This is a genomic window from Methanosarcina sp. WWM596, assembly GCF_000969965.1.
Lineage (GTDB): Archaea > Halobacteriota > Methanosarcinia > Methanosarcinales > Methanosarcinaceae > Methanosarcina.
The window spans coordinates 3,974,365-3,989,493 of sequence record NZ_CP009503.1 but is presented as its reverse complement, the minus strand read 5'-3'; the positions used below and the strand labels follow the sequence as shown (position 1 = coordinate 3,989,493).

Annotated in this window: 12 protein-coding genes and 1 pseudogene; 5 read left to right on the top strand and 8 right to left on the bottom strand. The window is 45.5% G+C overall.

What is annotated here, in order from left to right; genetic code table 11:
- Positions 1-192: 192 nt before the first annotated feature.
- The 3 genes and pseudogenes from MSWHS_RS20755 to mtbA all read right to left on the bottom strand — a co-directional run bounded on the left by MSWHS_RS20755 (position 193) and on the right by mtbA (position 4,178).
- Positions 193-1,569 (bottom strand): annotated as a pseudogene (locus MSWHS_RS20755) (monomethylamine:corrinoid methyltransferase).
- 19 nt (positions 1,570-1,588) lie between these two features.
- Positions 1,589-2,242, bottom strand: coding sequence for a methyltransferase cognate corrinoid protein (locus MSWHS_RS17565; RefSeq protein WP_048130008.1), 654 nt, complete (start codon positions 2,240-2,242; stop codon positions 1,589-1,591).
- A gap of 916 nt (positions 2,243-3,158) precedes the next feature.
- Positions 3,159-4,178 carry a methylcobamide:CoM methyltransferase MtbA gene (gene mtbA / locus MSWHS_RS17560; protein ID WP_048130007.1) on the bottom strand — a complete coding sequence of 340 codons (1,020 nt, stop codon included), beginning with the start codon at positions 4,176-4,178 and terminating at the stop codon, positions 3,159-3,161.
- A gap of 647 nt (positions 4,179-4,825) precedes the next feature.
- Here mtbA and MSWHS_RS17550 point away from each other — a divergent pair.
- Positions 4,826-6,451 carry a methylamine methyltransferase corrinoid protein reductive activase gene (locus MSWHS_RS17550; protein ID WP_048130005.1) on the top strand — a complete coding sequence of 542 codons (1,626 nt, stop codon included), beginning with the start codon at positions 4,826-4,828 and terminating at the stop codon, positions 6,449-6,451.
- A 341-nt stretch (positions 6,452-6,792) separates the two neighbouring features.
- Here MSWHS_RS17550 and pylD read toward each other — a convergent pair whose 3' ends face one another.
- From pylD to MSWHS_RS17525, 5 genes are all read right to left on the bottom strand, one after another.
- Positions 6,793-7,572, bottom strand: coding sequence for a 3-methylornithyl-N6-L-lysine dehydrogenase PylD (gene pylD / locus MSWHS_RS17545; protein ID WP_048130004.1), 780 nt, complete (start codon positions 7,570-7,572; stop codon positions 6,793-6,795).
- A gap of 58 nt (positions 7,573-7,630) precedes the next feature.
- Positions 7,631-8,722, bottom strand: a complete 1,092-nt coding sequence (pylC, locus tag MSWHS_RS17540; protein WP_197073984.1) for a 3-methylornithine--L-lysine ligase PylC — start codon at positions 8,720-8,722, stop codon at positions 7,631-7,633.
- A 1-nt stretch (position 8,723) separates the two neighbouring features.
- The gene (pylB, locus tag MSWHS_RS17535) at positions 8,724-9,776 is read right to left on the bottom strand and encodes a methylornithine synthase PylB (protein WP_048130002.1); all 1,053 of its coding nucleotides are present in this window, start codon (positions 9,774-9,776) and stop codon (positions 8,724-8,726) included.
- Between the two features lie 170 nt (positions 9,777-9,946).
- On the bottom strand, positions 9,947-11,380 hold the full coding sequence (gene pylS, locus MSWHS_RS17530; protein ID WP_048130001.1) for a pyrrolysine--tRNA(Pyl) ligase: 1,434 nt from the start codon (positions 11,378-11,380) through the stop codon (positions 9,947-9,949).
- 579 nt (positions 11,381-11,959) lie between these two features.
- The gene (locus MSWHS_RS17525; RefSeq protein WP_048159487.1) at positions 11,960-12,676 is read right to left on the bottom strand and encodes a hypothetical protein; all 717 of its coding nucleotides are present in this window, start codon (positions 12,674-12,676) and stop codon (positions 11,960-11,962) included.
- Positions 12,677-12,997: 321 nt separating this feature from the next.
- On the opposite strand from MSWHS_RS17525, the gene MSWHS_RS21845 reads away from it, so the two are divergent.
- From MSWHS_RS21845 to MSWHS_RS19795, 4 genes are all read left to right on the top strand, one after another.
- The gene (locus tag MSWHS_RS21845) at positions 12,998-13,195 is read left to right on the top strand and encodes a hypothetical protein (protein ID WP_231585510.1); all 198 of its coding nucleotides are present in this window, start codon (positions 12,998-13,000) and stop codon (positions 13,193-13,195) included.
- A gap of 190 nt (positions 13,196-13,385) precedes the next feature.
- The gene (locus tag MSWHS_RS17515; protein ID WP_048159485.1) at positions 13,386-13,880 is read left to right on the top strand and encodes a DUF134 domain-containing protein; all 495 of its coding nucleotides are present in this window, start codon (positions 13,386-13,388) and stop codon (positions 13,878-13,880) included.
- Positions 13,881-14,006: 126 nt separating this feature from the next.
- Positions 14,007-14,423, top strand: coding sequence for a DUF5320 domain-containing protein (locus MSWHS_RS17510; RefSeq protein ID WP_048129997.1), 417 nt, complete (start codon positions 14,007-14,009; stop codon positions 14,421-14,423).
- Between the two features lie 260 nt (positions 14,424-14,683).
- On the top strand, positions 14,684-15,094 hold the full coding sequence (locus MSWHS_RS19795) for a DUF5320 domain-containing protein (protein ID WP_048159484.1): 411 nt from the start codon (positions 14,684-14,686) through the stop codon (positions 15,092-15,094).
- The last annotated feature ends 35 nt before the right edge of the window (positions 15,095-15,129 follow it).

Below are 15,129 nucleotides of genomic sequence, written 5' to 3'. Positions count from 1 at the left end.
CATATCCATTATTCATATCCCCTTTTTCAATATCAAATTTTTATATATGTTAGACTATACATGGAAAAATTTCCACATAAATCGTAATGTATACATCTATTTGTTTTGCCTGAAGTTTTTCAAAAAAATTAGCCAGCGAGAACTCGCTGGCTTGCCGTTTATTCAGTATAAATTCAGGCTATAACTTTCGGCTTAGAATACAAGTCCGAGGTCTTCGAGCTGCTTTCTTGCAGAGTTGTATACCTGGATGTATTCTTCAGTTGGGGTGATGGTCTTTACGTCGTAGCATTCCTGGAAGGTCTTTCCTGCCGGAGCGCTTGCGTAGTTCTTCTCATAGAGTGGCACGAGCTTGTCTAGAACCTTATTCACCTCTGCGATTTCCATTCCAGCGGTTGCCCTTGCAACTTCTCCCATCATTCTGGCTTCCATACCTGTGGTCTTGTCGGTTACGACACCTTTTGCAGCTGCGACACCTGATAGGATTTCGCGTCCTGATGCGGTGTCAGTAATGGACTGAGCAGAGGCTTCGAGTAGGCACATTTCGGTACATGGTCCTGCACATGGGTAATACTGATTACCTGAGAGCATATTTGTGAACTCGGAAATGGTTGCACATGCCCAGCCTGCAATAGTAAGAGTTTCCCTTGTGTTGGTGGAGCCCCAGCGGATGTGGACAGGACCGTCAAGGTGCCAGCTTGCATTGCTCATGACAAAGGCATTGATGTGGGTTGCAACGTCGACTATTGTGGTTTCTTCAATCCCGCCTGCATATCCTCCGAAGATAGGCATCTGCTCATCCATGATGATATCACTGTTTGCATTGTAGTGGGCAATTACAGAGATTGCATCAAGGTCGATCTTGAGTTCGTTGAGCTGTGAGACTTCGTGGCTATCCGAGCTTATCTGACCACCAACGCAGTCAGAGGATATATTTCCCTGAGCAGACAGGGAAGTCTCCGGGCCCTATATGCCCATTCCCGGGCGGCCTGCCATTGCGCATGCCTGTTTTATGAGCCTGGTTTCCGTCTTTGCTGCCAGGATTTCATAGGGGCTTTTTGGAATAGGGGCTTTCCCGCGGATAGAGGTCATGACACCGTCTACAATCGTATCTACTTCCTTTTCCAGAGCGTAGCTCATGTGGACAGGCATGAAGACCTCTTCTGAAATAGGAGAACCAGTGGGTCCGCCCTGGACGATTGGCTTCTTCTTGTCGCCGACTTCTCTCTTGGAAACGCGGACTGCATCCCTGCCGGTCCCGAGAGTGAATTCCTTCTGGACGTTGTTGATTGCGTTCCAGATTTCATCTTCAGTGTACTTTACGATCCTGTGGGTGTCGGTACAGTAGATACCACACTCAAGAAGCATGTCAAATCCTGCCTTGAAGAGCTTTTCCATCATGTCCTTGTCTGTTGGAACAAACTCTCCCTTGAAGTCAAGCCCGTACTTCTGCTTGAGCTCCATTGCCTTCATGGGGATTTTCATAAGGTCCCAGTCGTCCTGAGTGCACTTTTCTCCTACTTTTGCCCTGTCGTAAAATTCGTAGCAATCAAATGATTTTCTGAACGTCATGTTCTTTTGCCTCCCAGGATTATTTCATTACATCAAGTGCAACTTTTGCAGCTTCTGCAGCGTTTTCTGCGGTTGCATCCGCTCCGATCTCCTCGATCCACTTCATGGATACGGGGGCTCCTCCGAACATGCATTTTACGTTGTCCCTGAGGTTTTCTTCCCTGAGCCTGTCCATGAGGTCTTTCTGGCCGAGCATGGAGGTGGTCATGAGGGCTGAGCCGACAAGGATAACCTTTTGTCCTTTGTGTTTTGCAGCCTCTTCTACAACGGTTTCATTAAGGACATCGGTTCCGAGGTCAAGGATCTCAAATCCATTTGCTCCGAGCATGGTGGAAACAAGGCGGTGTCCGATGTCGTGGATATCTCCCTCTGCAACGAAGGTGATTGCAAGTCCGGTTTCCTCTCCTTCTTTTCTGTTCTTTTCAAGTTCGGGGGTAAGGACTTCCATTGCATTGTTCATTGCTTTTGCAGACATCATAATCTGGGGCAGGAAAATCTCGGCGGCTTCGAATTTGTCCCCCACAACCTTCATTCCAACGGAAAGACCCTTTGTAATAATGTCAATTGCGGAAATTCCTGCATCCAGGGCTTCCCTGGCTAACTGTGCAGTGCCTGCGATGTTCTGGTTAACTATCGCATCGCGTAACTTATCAAAAATCTCTTGGTTCGCCATTTTTGTAAAACCTCCATTGAGCTCGCTGTTCTATGCGGTATCGTTGGGGTACAATGTTGACAATAATAGACAACGGTCCTTCGTAAAGGTTTAAAGCTTGAATCCAGGCTCCGCCAGCCATTAAGCGTTGCATGGGGTTATCACTATATCGCAAGTCCCTGCTGCCTCTTATTTAGCCATTAGGCGTGAGGGATGTCTTTGCGGTATTTTCTTAATTGCCTATTACTGGAATTATTCACTTACATTTGCCATTTTGCCCAAATAGAGTTTGGGGCTCTTTGTGAATAATTTCATTTCTCGTTACATTGTAGCCGGGGAATTTTGCTGGAGACTGTAAATTTGTTATTTTCCCAGTCGAAGTAGCAATTTATATCCCAAATTCTCCAACAGTATACCTGCTGGAACTGCTGGAATTGTCCTGAATATCAGATTCGAATTCCTCAAATTAAATATGGAAATTCTCCTATATAAATAAACACTATATTTCTTTATAATATATTATTGCAGAAAATTTTATGCGCGACTTTTTTTAGGCTCCGCCTCCTGAAATTCAGATCATTTCTCACTTTTTTCTACTGATGGCCCCCTCTTATGGCAATTAATCCAAAATTATAAATATAAGTTATAGTACTTTTTCTGACTTACACTTAATATATGACCTCTTCGGCTTCAAAGTATATTTATTATATTTTCTCTTATAATAGAAAATTTTAAATATTAGATTTACCTTTCGCAAAACACACCCGTTGTTTGAAAAATCGGGGTCCAGCAGAATCGGCATAATCAGAAAAAGTTGTTTTTCAGGCTGAACTTTCAGTGAGAATCTTAAAAAGAGAAACCGGTTTGAATACCGGTACTTTAGTTTTCTATTGTTATTTTGTTGTTTTTCAGTCTGGTAATTTTGTCTGCACTCCGTTTAATACCTGTGGTTTTTAGCACATTCAACCATTTTCTGGAGACAGGCAGTAGGGGTCATGCTTACAATCCCACATCCCGGTGCGAGTAGTCCAACTCCGGCATCAAGTACCTTCTTTGATGCTGCTGCGACGTCTTCGGGGGTTCCATTCCAGAGTACGGCTACCGGGTCGAGGTTTCCGATGATGAGTGTGTTTTCCACATTACCTTTTGCGGTTGCGATGTCAACTCTCTGGTCAACACTGATCCCTTCAACCCCGGTCTTTTCCATGATCGAAAGACCTTTGGTGGTGTTTCCGCAGATGTGGAGGACTGTAGCTATGTCGAGTTCCTTCATTGCATCAACGATCTTTTTCTGGTAGGGGAGAGCGTACTTTTCGTAGAATTCCCCGCCGATGAGTTCGTAGCTTGCTGTGGGGTCGATGATTGCAAGGGTATCCATTCCATTTTCAGCCATTGCTTTTGCGTATGCTATATTGAAGTCCGAGCAGAAGTCAAGGAGTGCAGGGACGACGTCTTCGCCGGTGAAAAGGTTTCCGAACCAGGCGTCCCCATTGAGGTGCTGGGCAAGGGAGAAGGGGCCGATCATAGAACCGATAATTGGGAGTTCTTTTCCGTGTTTTTCGGAAAGAATCTTGACGGCTTCGAGTACCTGTCCAATTCTGCCTTCATTCAGTTTGTAGTCCCTGAGCTTGTCCAGGTCTTCCAGGTTCTTGACAACGTGCTTGATCACAGACGGCTGCTGCTTCAGGTCGCCAGCCTTTATCCCGCAGCCAAAAAGTTCTGCTTCGGCTGTGATGTCAAAGGGGACTCTCACAGCTTCAAAGCCTATTACTGTGTGTCCTGCTTCTGCAAGGGTTGCCATTTTTGTTGCGTCGGCATGGGCTTCGGGCCAGAAGGCTCCGCAGGCTTCCATCTGTTCAACAGTTGCTGTCTGGGTGAAACAGACTGCGGGCATTCTGTCCACTGGCTGTTTCCTTAATGCACGGTATAATCTTTCTTTTGGTGTGTATTCTGTCATCTATAATCCCTCTCTATGTTATATAGACAGCGTTAATTATCAAAAAATCTACTATATATAAATATGTATTATTATTCATTAATTAAATTCTATATTATAAAAATTTATCAATTAAACCGTTTATACTAGTTGGAAATTCTCTCAAAACAACTAAATTTGTTTTATATGCCTGTTTATGGGGAAACTTTAATCTATTATAAAGAGATCCATGGATTTAATTAAGGTTAACTTCTTTAAAGTATAGTCAGGTTTAAAATCCCTTCACCAATATCAGGTGAAGAGATGAATCACAGAAAACCGGAAATACGCGGAAAAGCTGTACCAGTGTCTTTTTAAGTCCTCTCGAGAAAAACTACTGCTATAACTCCCAAATTAGTTTTCTTGAGCGAAGCGAAAAGGACCGCGTACTGTTGCACTTTCAGTGCAACTTCCAGAAAATCTCCGATTTCCTGAGATCCCGAAGCGCAATTTGGGTGGGACAGGAATAACTTATATATTAACTTATATATTGAATAAGTTATCAAAATATTATATTCCCTTTCCTGTACTGGATTAGAACAAGCTACTCATCATATTCCATTCTTTTATGGGGCTATCCATGGTGCCAGGAGACCCCTGATAATGCATACTCCCGGAGGATCTATAAAATGTACGGAATAGCACTTGATCTGGGTACCAGCGGTTTTAGAGCCCAGTTTATTGATCTTGAAACGAATGAAACTTTAAAAACAGTCATAACCATGGGTCATCCTCTCCCCGGAGGAAATGTCATGGATCACCTGGATTTTGCAATCACAACAGGTGAGGATGTGGCTCATGGAGTAATTATCGAAACTATCAGGAGAATGTTCCTGAAATTCGATGCAGACCTTTCTAAAGTAGAAAGACTTGCAGTCTGCGGAAACCCTATCCAGCTTTCCCTTTTCCAGAACATAGAAATCAGGGATCTGGCATACGCAGGGGAAAACAAGCAGAAAATGCTCGGAGTCCAGGATGTAAAAAGAGATGCCCGTGTGTTTCCAGCCTCAGAGCTTTTCGGGGATACGGACCTGCCTAACTGTGAAGTTATCGTGCCCCCCGCAATCAGGCATGAGATCGGAGCAGACGCCCTTGCCATGATGCTGGAAACTGATTTCCTTAGCCAGACCGAACCTGCACTTGTTACCGATTACGGGACAAACGCCGAAATGGCCCTGAAGGTTGGGGACAGGATTATCACGGCAAGTGCTGCCGCAGGCCCTGCGATTGAAGGGCAGGGCATAAGTTCCGGCATGCTTGCAAGCCCCGGGGCTATCTGTGACGTGAAACCCGAGGGCGAATACTGGAAAATTATAGTCCTTGATAAGGAGATGGAAAAGCAGGATGCCTACCTTATCCATCCGGTCACAGGCGAGATTAAGGAGTCCTATGGTGGGGAAACCGTGGGCATCACAGGTACCGGGGTAATCTCGGCTTTTTCCCTGGCCATGAGAAGCGGGCTGATAACTAAATCTCCGAAACTTCCCAATGGGAAGCTGATTCTTGGCCCTGGAATTGAAATCACTGAAAAAGATGTGGAAGAAGCCGGAAAGGCCATAGGGGCGATCCGTGCAGCTCACATGACCCTCATTGTGGAGTCCGGAATAAAGTATGAAGACCTTGAGTATGCATACATGTCAGGGGCTTCCGGAGCCTATGTAGACGCTGAAGCTTCCCGCAGGCTCGGGGCCACCCCGGGTTATGCCAAAAAAATTGTCCAGTTCGGAAACACCTCTCTTGCTCTTGCACGGGAACTTGTTCTGAACAGGTCCAGGCTGGAGGATGTTATCGAGATTGCAAAAAGAATTACTGCCGATCACCTCATGATGGCGACCAGCGAGACCTTCAATAACTTCTATCTCTGCGAACTCTCCTACTGGACCATGGGAATGCCGCTTGAAATGTACGACCAGATGCTTGAACTCTACGGGTTGCCCAAACTCCCGAAAACCCTGGAACACGCCATTATCGAAAAGCGAGTCAGCAAGGATATAGAACATGTCGGAGTTGGCGGGCTTGCCATCCTCAAAGAAATAGGCATAATCCTCGAAGTCCCTGTGGATAAGTGCATCTACTGCCTGAAATGCGTAGAAGAATGCCCTGAAGACGCCCTCGAAATCGTCGAAACCGATGGCAAAATGATCGCAAAATACGACAGCCAGAAATGCCTCGGCACAAGCTGCCGCCGTTGTGTGAGCATCTGCCCTGAAGAGGCCATCGACATCACCAAACTCCGCATCACCGGCGCAAAATAAGATTCGTGGGGTCTATTTTCCCACTCTCTTTTCCTTTACTGACTCTTTACCTGCGTAATAATTCCTGTGTAATAATTTCGTCCGCTTGAGCGTAGCGAAACGGACCCCGTGCTCCCGAAGCGGAATTCGGGTGTGTGAGCATCTGCCCTGAAGAGGCCATCGACATCACCAAACTCCGCATCACCGGCGCAAAATAAAATTCGTGGGAACTATTTTCCCACTCTTTTCCTTTACTGACCCTTCCCCTGCGTAATAATTTCTTCCTCTTGAGCGCAGCGAAAAGGACCGCGGGCTCCCGACTCGCAATTCGGGAGACGCAATCCAGGTGTTGCAGGGGGCGCTTAGAGAATCGAATACAGCATTGATGCCGTCCCTATCCCGAGAGGTTCCATTACAAGTTCAACTCCGTACTTCTTTTGAAGCTCGTTGGAAATAGCACAGGGGATTCCGGGGGTGGAAATTACGCAGTTTTCTGAAATCACGGATTCGGGGACCGTGTCCGCACAGGGGGTAGCCTCGAAAATAATGGAGAATTTTCTGGGGTTGTTGGGGTCGAAAGGAGTAATCCCGAGGCTGGATGCGGTTTTCTCGAGGATTGTGCTGTCAGCATCATATCCGTAGACCCTGAAGCCTTTATGTACGAAGTGCGCTACTCCCGGAAAGCCCACCTTTCCCAGGCCAACAGCAAGCACATCCTTTGAATCGGCTTTCAGGTATCTGGAGGCTATTTCCGCATAAATTATGCCTGTACAGGGCTGGTTGTTGGCTATTTTTCCGTTTTTGAGGTTATGGGCAAGGAAGGTATTGTCGTCCGCCATAAGGATAATTTGCGCTCCGTTCCTTACTGCCTCGTAGTACCCGCTCACGTCAGGAATATCCGTAACAAAACTGTCAAATCCGAAATATTCTGTAATTGCATGCAGGGATTCCGAGAAGTTTCCTATGATCCCGTTTCCCGAGGTCACAGGTACAATGCCTATTTTTTCACAGCATGGGGTTGTGCCGTAGAAGTCTTTGCAGACTCCTTTTATATCAAGCCCTGTAACTCTCCGGACAGCAGAATCAGCTTCATGAAGCTGTCTGTTAATGTTTTCCAGGTCTTCTGGGGTTAAAAGTGCCATTTTTTATCTCCTTACTCTGTTTTAAATATATTCTTATTTTGAGCAAATCCTTGCCGTTTTACACGACCGCTCCGAAGCGATCTCTCAGAATCGAAAGTCCTGTTCTCTTTTTTGTTTCGGCTTCTTCCCTATCTTTGCCCCAGAAGATCAGGGTGAATACAGGGTCTTCTCCTTTGCACAGGAATATCTCAATGCCAGGCTCTTCATAATATTTTCCGTAATCATTCCCCATGGAAAGTATCTGTTCTCCCACAGGGAGAAGGGCTCCACTTTCTGCAAGCATGAGGTGTTCGTAAATGCAGTATCTGTCTTCAGGAAGGGTTTTGGTCTCTTCAACTCCCTCTGTGAAGGCGCAGAATAAGAGTTCAATGAGGTTAATTCCTGAAGAATAATAAGCCGCAGTTGGAGTCTGGCTCGGGAAGCGGGCATCGATTTCGATTACTTTTAATCCCTGGGGGCCGGAGATTGCTTCCACATCCATAATCCCTTTTAAGGGCAGGTTTGCTGCAAGGGAATAGGATATCTCCCTGAAAGAAGGGTCCGGAGGAAGAGGAGTTACCATATGACAGTCATAGGTTTTGTCAATATGTACAAGGGTTTCCTTTACCACTGCAAAATGGGTCCCGTCTCCTATAACTTCAAGAGAAATCACGTCTCCTTCTACATACTCTTCTATCAGCATGCCCGGTTTAAGCTCTCCAAGTTCCTCTTTGTCATAAATTATCCTGGCTTCTACACTGCTGCTTTCACAGGGGGGTTTTACAAAATAAGGGGGTTCAGATGGTTTGTCCTGTGGGGTCGGGACTCCTATGGACGCAAAGTATTCTTTTGATTTTTTCTTATCCCTGCTGATCCAGTAAGCCTCAAAATCAAAGAGTACCGGGCAGGAGAAATTCTCTTTTATGGAACTCAGGAACTCTATACATTCAAGGTTTTCATTTACCGGCAATATGGCGTCAGCATTTTTTGAGATCTCTAGAAGTTTTTCCGGTTCGTTTATTACGTTAAAACAGTGAAACTCATCAGCGTAATTTCTTATAAGGGCCTGTGGATTTTTATCTATAACAACCACTTTCATTCCGGCTTTCTTAGACAGATAAGCAGCTTCAAAGCCCTGGAGTTTCCCGCCTATAAGGCATATGGTTCTCAAGCTAGCACCCCAGGACAGCCTCAAATTCCGCCTGTCGGGCAGGTTCCATACCCATACTTTCAAGTCTTTTGATTACACTTCTTATATCCCTGTCCCTTTCTTCAAGGCCGCGGTCATAGTTGGCAACACCTTCTAACTTTGAATCCGAGGGAAGGATGGAGGTAACAATGTTTGCACCCGCATTTAAGCGGTGCACCATGCCGTCGATACCTTCCAGGTCAAGGGAAGCCGGGACCAGACATTTCGGGAACATGAGCCTGAGAATTGCAATTATTTTTAGTTCCGAAAGGTTTGAGCTCTCTTTGAAACTTTCAAGCGGAGTTCCTTCCTGGGGCAGGAATGTCATAACTCTGACCATATCGGGGTCGTTTGCTTTCATTCCCCGCAAGGACTTAATTGTCGATTCAATGTCGTTTCCAACTCCTGTGAGAATCCCATCTTCTACACAGTACCCCTGTTCCTTTGCAAAATGGCGGGCGTTATACCTCCCTTCGAAGGACTGTCCTACCCGAAGTTTTTTATAAAGTTCCAGGTCATAGGTTTCCTGGTACAGGGCGAAGAAATTTGCTCCTTTTTCCCTGGCTTTGAGAAGGGTGGAATTATCTATCACTCCCGGAGAAATCATAATGGGAAGCCCAAGTTCATCCTTCACTATTCTGACAAGTTCCACGAAGCGGTCAGGCTCATCATAGTAATACGGGTCTTCTCCCATGGTCAGGTCAATCATGTGAAAACCTGCTCCTTTTAAGGTTTTGCAGGTCTCTTTGATTTCTTCTTTGGTCAGGCGGTAGCGTTTGATCTCGTTTTTACAGTTATAATAACAAAAAGCGCACTGATTCTTACAGTAAGTGGAGAAATAGATAAAGCAGTTAAGAAACACCCTGTTGCCGAAATAATAGTTTCTGACCTTTCGGGCTACATAGTACAGCTTTTCCAGCTCTTCATCGGATTCAAGGGAGAGCAGAGCCCTCAGATCGTCGTCAGATAAGTTAAAGCCGTCAATGATTTTTTCCCCGAAACTGTCAAGTTCGTTGGTTGCCATTTTTTGGATCAAAATTTCACCCTCTTATAGGTTTGCAGACATTCTTTCAGATCTTTTTAATTTCAGGTCCTTTCAGACCAGTTTGCCATTTTAAGATCTGTTTCCGTTTTGAGTCTCATTTGCTTCTCTAATATCTTCCCCGACATTTTTCGGGTCTTTATCTGCGTTTATGGAATCACAGGTCACAGGTTGGTGGAAATCCCGTTGTAGTATGATTCGGATCTTGAAGCTCTTTTAATATTCTTGAAATTGTGCATAACCTTCAACAGGCGTTCGAGCCCGAAACCTGCCCCTATCCAGGGCTTGTTTATTCCCCAGTCCCGGTCCATGGGCACGGGCCCGACAACTGCTGAGGAAAGTTCCAGGTCTCCGTGCATGACATCAAGGGTATCCCCGTAGACCATACAGGAGTCTCCTACAATTTCGAAGTCGATCCCCAGGTAGTCCAGGAAATCTTTAATTATGGCTTCAAGGTTTTCGCGCGTGCAGCCTGACCCCATCTGGCAGAAATTCAGCATGGTAAACTCTTCCAGGTGTTCTTTGCCGTCAGACTCTTTCCTGTAACAGGGCCCGATCTCGAAGATTTTTATCGGGTCAGGCAGGGCTCTATTAAGCTTGCGCAGGTAGTTGTAGAGATTCGGAGCAAGCATGGGCCTTAAGCAGAAGTTATTATCAACCCTGAAGATCTGCTTTGAGAGTTCCTTATCGTTATCAATGCCCATCCTTTCAATATACTCCATAGGGATCAGAATCGGGGACTTTATCTCCAGAAAACCCCGATCAACAAAAAATTTCGTAATCTCGCGTTCGAGTTTTCCCAGGTAATGTTCCCTTTCTTCGGCATAGATCTGCTTCAGGTCCTTTCTTCTCCTGGACAGCAGTTCGGACTCAAGTTTCCTGAAGGGCGTTCCGGAATCCAGGGAAATCTCATCCTTCGGGCTTAACAGACCTTGAAGCCTGTCAATCTGGCTCTTTGTAAGTGCAGGAGCACTCGCCTGAACAGGGATGGTCTGGGAAGCCGCCGGAGATGTAGTTGATTTTGTTGTTCCCTGTGCTGATGTAGATGCAGGCATTGCCGAAGTGGAGATTGTTGTTGATGCAGAAGCTGGTGCTGTTGTAGAAGCTGGTGCAGGTGCTGTTGTAGAAGCTGGTGCAGGTGCTGTTGTAGAAGTTGATGCAGGTGCTGTTGTTGATGCAGAAATTGGTGTAGTGGGTGCAGGTTGAGACTCAGAAGGCAGAGTCTGTACCGGTGCCGTATTTTCAAGTGGTTTTGGGGTTCTTGCAACTGATTTTGGCATTACTTTTCTTATTTTTGGAGCAGAAACTACCGTGACTTTCGCGTTGCTTTTGTCTTCGTTTGTTCTTGTGAGGAACTTGTTTAGGTCCTCATCTGAAACCCTGCAGTGTTTGCAGATCTTCCTGTACTTATGGTGCCTCAGGGCCCGTGCTGTCCTGCAGCTCCGGGAATTGTTCACAACAAGCCGTTCTCCACATTCCATTTCGATGTAGATTTTCCTTTTTGATACCTCATGATGCCTGATTTTGTGAAGCTTTCCGGTCCTGGACATCCAGAGCCCTGTAGCAGATATCAGAGTGTTTAGTGGTTTTTTATCCATAGTGTTACCCTCGGTGAACTAAAACCCGGATAATTTCCAAGAACAGTATTCAGAACCCCGGCTTACAGAACATAAGCGTGGAGCCAGCAATTGCTGACAGCTACCCCGGAAAAGAGATCGATAATCCCAGGCAATAGAATAGTTTATAGACTCTGGAAAGAGTTTCCTGATTCTATAAAAATTTCAGTGGAATGTTATGCAAGTGCCATTCCGGGATTCAGAAACGTGGCGGAAACCCCGGGAATCTAACCCGGCTGAACGGATTTAGAGTCCATTCGATCTACATGATCAGGTTTCCTCCTAGACAAAATAGATTAAAATTTTATTTGTTGTTTTTTTTCTATAGCGATCTTAATTAATGAATAAAATAATATTCTTTAATATATATGTTTATTGGTGAATACCTGGCCAGATTCGAGTTCTTATTTATATTTTTGGGAAAATCGCATCTTATAGGCAGGTCCTGATAAAATACGGAGAAGAAAATAAGTCCTATATAAAAATCCGGATGAAAGGGACGGAGAAAAATCTCCGAATAAAAAAGAAATTGGCTAAAGAAATGAATTTAATTTTTCCCGTTCAGGATAGTTCATATATCCCGAGTGTGCTCAGAGCCAGAGCAGTTGCATTTATGTCGTCTACTTTGTTTCCCCAGGCTCCGCTTTCACGGACTTTTCCAAGGAGCCAGTCTATAGAATCTCCCACTTCTTTTTTGAATCCTGCAAGGAGAAGAGCCTGGATTGCCAGGTTGCTTGTGGAAATATGCTCCCATCCTCCGTCCTGTCCTTTTTTTGAAAGGACCCACTCAGCCCTTTCCCGGATAAAAACCTCAAAATCCCTGTTTCCTGTCAGGTTTTCCTGTTTTTTGAGGGCTGTGATTATAAGGGAAGTAGTACCAACCTGTTCCCAGGCAGGACCGTAGTTTTCATATAACCAGTTACATCCTTCCCTGTCAGAAACTTCCATATCAGCAAGAGCCCCAAGACTATAGGCAGTATCATAAACGTCTTCGTTCCATGAGCCTTCTTTTTTCATGGAGAACAGCCACCTCTCCGGTGCCTTGAATATAATTCCTTCAGTCGAAAGGGCTGAACAGGCTCTTGCCGTATCTCTAATTGAGGAGTTCCAGCATTCACCTTCTTTTTTACGGATTAGACGGGTAATATAGGGGTTCGGGAGTCCCCATAAAGCATGAGCCGATACTGTACTTGCAAGTTCTTTTACGGATTGAATCTGCTGGGTGGAGAGCCATTCGAAGCCTTTTTTCACGATATCGAATTCCAGGTTGCTTAACATTTAACGGTGCTTTTCAGGCTTCATATATTAATACCTGACCTCACGATTTTTTTATCCTGTACCTGACCTATTTTTTTGGGAGAAAGTATTTAGGGTAAATTATATGTAGGACATTTTGCATAATAATGCATAATAGTACGTCCATAGTACGTCCAAGGAAATGAAAAATAGTGAATTTTAAACATCATTTGAGGCATTTCAAACCTGAATATTTAGAAGAGGGTTCATTTGTGGAAATAGTCCTTACAGTTGACGAATTTGAAGCCATAAGGTTCAGTTTTCTGGGAAATTTATCTCATATTTGAAGGAGGGGATTACAGGATGCCAGGCGGAAATGGTAGTGGTCCGGTGGGTAAAAGCCGGGAAGGCAGAGGACAATGCAGAAGCAGAGGAGGAACTGGTGGTCCGGAAGGGACATGCATATGCCCTGAATGCGGATACGAAGTACCCCACAAGACAGGAGTTCCCTGTATTGAAATTAAATGTGAAAAGTGCGGGACCCCAATGGTCAGGAAGTGACTGTTAATCCGGATGATCCCAGATTATATGGGTTTGGAAACTCCCATGAAGTGTGAGCTGATACTATACTTGCAAGTTTCTTTTTCGACTCTTGCAAGTTTTTTTTCGATTCGATTTTTGGAATGTTATTTTAGGGCAAGAGCCTGTACGAATGCAAAACTATTTATGTTTTGCATTATTATGCATAATTATGCGTCCTAGAAAAAGAAGGATGGTGGATTTCGAACATTCGGCAAGGCAGTTCAGGCCTTTGAGTCCTGAAGGCGAAATTTCTGAAGAAATCCTGCTGACAATCGACGAACTCGAGGCCATGAGGCTCAGCTTCCTGGAAAACCTTTCCCAGGGCGAGGCTGCGGTCCGTATGGAGGTCCACCAGTCTACCTTTCAGAGGGCTCTGAAAAAAGCACTTGAAAAAGTAACTGAAGCGCTTGTTTATGGAAAAGCAATAAGAATTGAAGGAGGAGATTACAGGATGCCAAGAGGAGACGGAACAGGTCCTTCAGGCCAGGGTCCGGTTGGCGGCGGAAGAAGCCGCGGACAGGGCAGAGGCCAGGGCGGACGGTTCGGCGGACCTGACGGAAACTGTGTATGTACTGCCTGCGGGCATGAAACTCCCCATACTCCGGGAGTCTCCTGCAGCCAGGTGAAGTGTGAGAAATGTGGAAGCCCTATGGTCAGGAAATGAGTTAAAGGGCGCTCGAAAAAAAAAGTGGGAGGGAGGTACAATCAGTGCTCCTTTGCTACTCCATTCCACAACTGAATAAAACAATTCATGTTAAATTAAAACATACAATGAAGGAAGTTGGAAACAATGCCATATGGAGATAGAACAGGTCCGATGGGCCAGGGATCAAAGACAGGACGGACCATGGGTTACTGCTCGGGCAGTGACAGCCCGGGTTATATGACCGGAGGTCCGGCGGGCGCATTCCGGGGCGCTGGCGGTGGAGCCGGGCGCGGTATGGGTCGAGGTGCAGGCCGCGGAGCCTGTAGGGGTTTCAGGTGCAGGAAAACCCCTGGTTTTGGAAGAGGCGGAGGATTTGTTGCCCGGGGTGAATACCCTGGATATTACTACCCCGGATATTACTACCCCGCACCTTCTCAGTCACAGATCGGATCTGAAGCTGATTCCCTTGAAAACCGAATAAAGCTCCTGAAACAGGAACTTGAAACCCTTGATGGGAAACTTAAAACACTCAAGCTGCAGGAAAGCAGTGTAGAAGAATGAGAATGTTGTAGAAGGACGAGAATGTTGTAGAAGAATGAGAATGTTGTAGAAGAACGAGAATGTTGTAGAAGAACGAGAATGTAATAGAGAACGTCGGAAAAGTCGATAATTGCCAAAATTTTGGCACATTTAAACACTGACAATAGATTCCAAAAGGTCTCATGATCCATATCTTTTGATTGGATTTTTAGGCACTGTGTGAATTTAGGTGTAAACTTCTGACTTTTCCAGCGCTCTCAATATAAAGGAGTTGAAAGCAAATGCCAAATGGAAATAGGACCGGGCCAACGGGCAATGGGTCAAAGACAGGAAGGAACCTGGGTTATTGTACGGGTAATGATTCTCCTGGTTACACAAAAGGAGTTCCCTCAGGGGCAGGAAGGAGATTTGGAGGACAGAAATCTGGAGGACGCAAATCCGGATCTGGAAGTGGCCGTGGGATGGGGTGTGCCGGTAAGGGCAGGGGTTACAGGTGCAGGAGTGCCCCCGAGGTCGTGAATGCCGGGGAGTCTGCTGTTCTGGATACATATCCTGAATACTATTACGCCGCCCCTTCTCAGTCACAGGCCGTGTATGAAGCCGATTTACTTGAAAACCGGATAAATCTCCTTAAACAGGAACTTAAATCCCTTTCTTGGAAATTTAAGGCTCTTCTGCCAGGGAAGCAGTGAAGAATGATTATAAGGACAGAATCTGGTGGATTTTT

Bases quoted from the DNA above. Each gene is read 5' to 3' on its own strand.
- MSWHS_RS17565 (WP_048130008.1), bottom strand. From the start codon at position 2,242: ATGGCGAACCAAGAGATTTTTGATAAGTTACGCGATGCGATAGTTAAC.
- mtbA (WP_048130007.1), bottom strand. From the start codon at position 4,178: ATGACAGAATACACACCAAAAGAAAGATTATACCGTGCATTAAGGAAA.
- MSWHS_RS17550 (WP_048130005.1), top strand. From the start codon at position 4,826: ATGTACGGAATAGCACTTGATCTGGGTACCAGCGGTTTTAGAGCCCAG.
- pylD (WP_048130004.1), bottom strand. From the start codon at position 7,572: ATGGCACTTTTAACCCCAGAAGACCTGGAAAACATTAACAGACAGCTT.
- pylS (WP_048130001.1), bottom strand. From the start codon at position 11,380: ATGGATAAAAAACCACTAAACACTCTGATATCTGCTACAGGGCTCTGG.
- MSWHS_RS17525 (WP_048159487.1), bottom strand. From the start codon at position 12,676: ATGTTAAGCAACCTGGAATTCGATATCGTGAAAAAAGGCTTCGAATGG.
- MSWHS_RS21845 (WP_231585510.1), top strand. From the start codon at position 12,998: ATGCCAGGCGGAAATGGTAGTGGTCCGGTGGGTAAAAGCCGGGAAGGC.
- MSWHS_RS17515 (WP_048159485.1), top strand. From the start codon at position 13,386: ATGCGTCCTAGAAAAAGAAGGATGGTGGATTTCGAACATTCGGCAAGG.
- MSWHS_RS17510 (WP_048129997.1), top strand. From the start codon at position 14,007: ATGCCATATGGAGATAGAACAGGTCCGATGGGCCAGGGATCAAAGACA.
- MSWHS_RS19795 (WP_048159484.1), top strand. From the start codon at position 14,684: ATGCCAAATGGAAATAGGACCGGGCCAACGGGCAATGGGTCAAAGACA.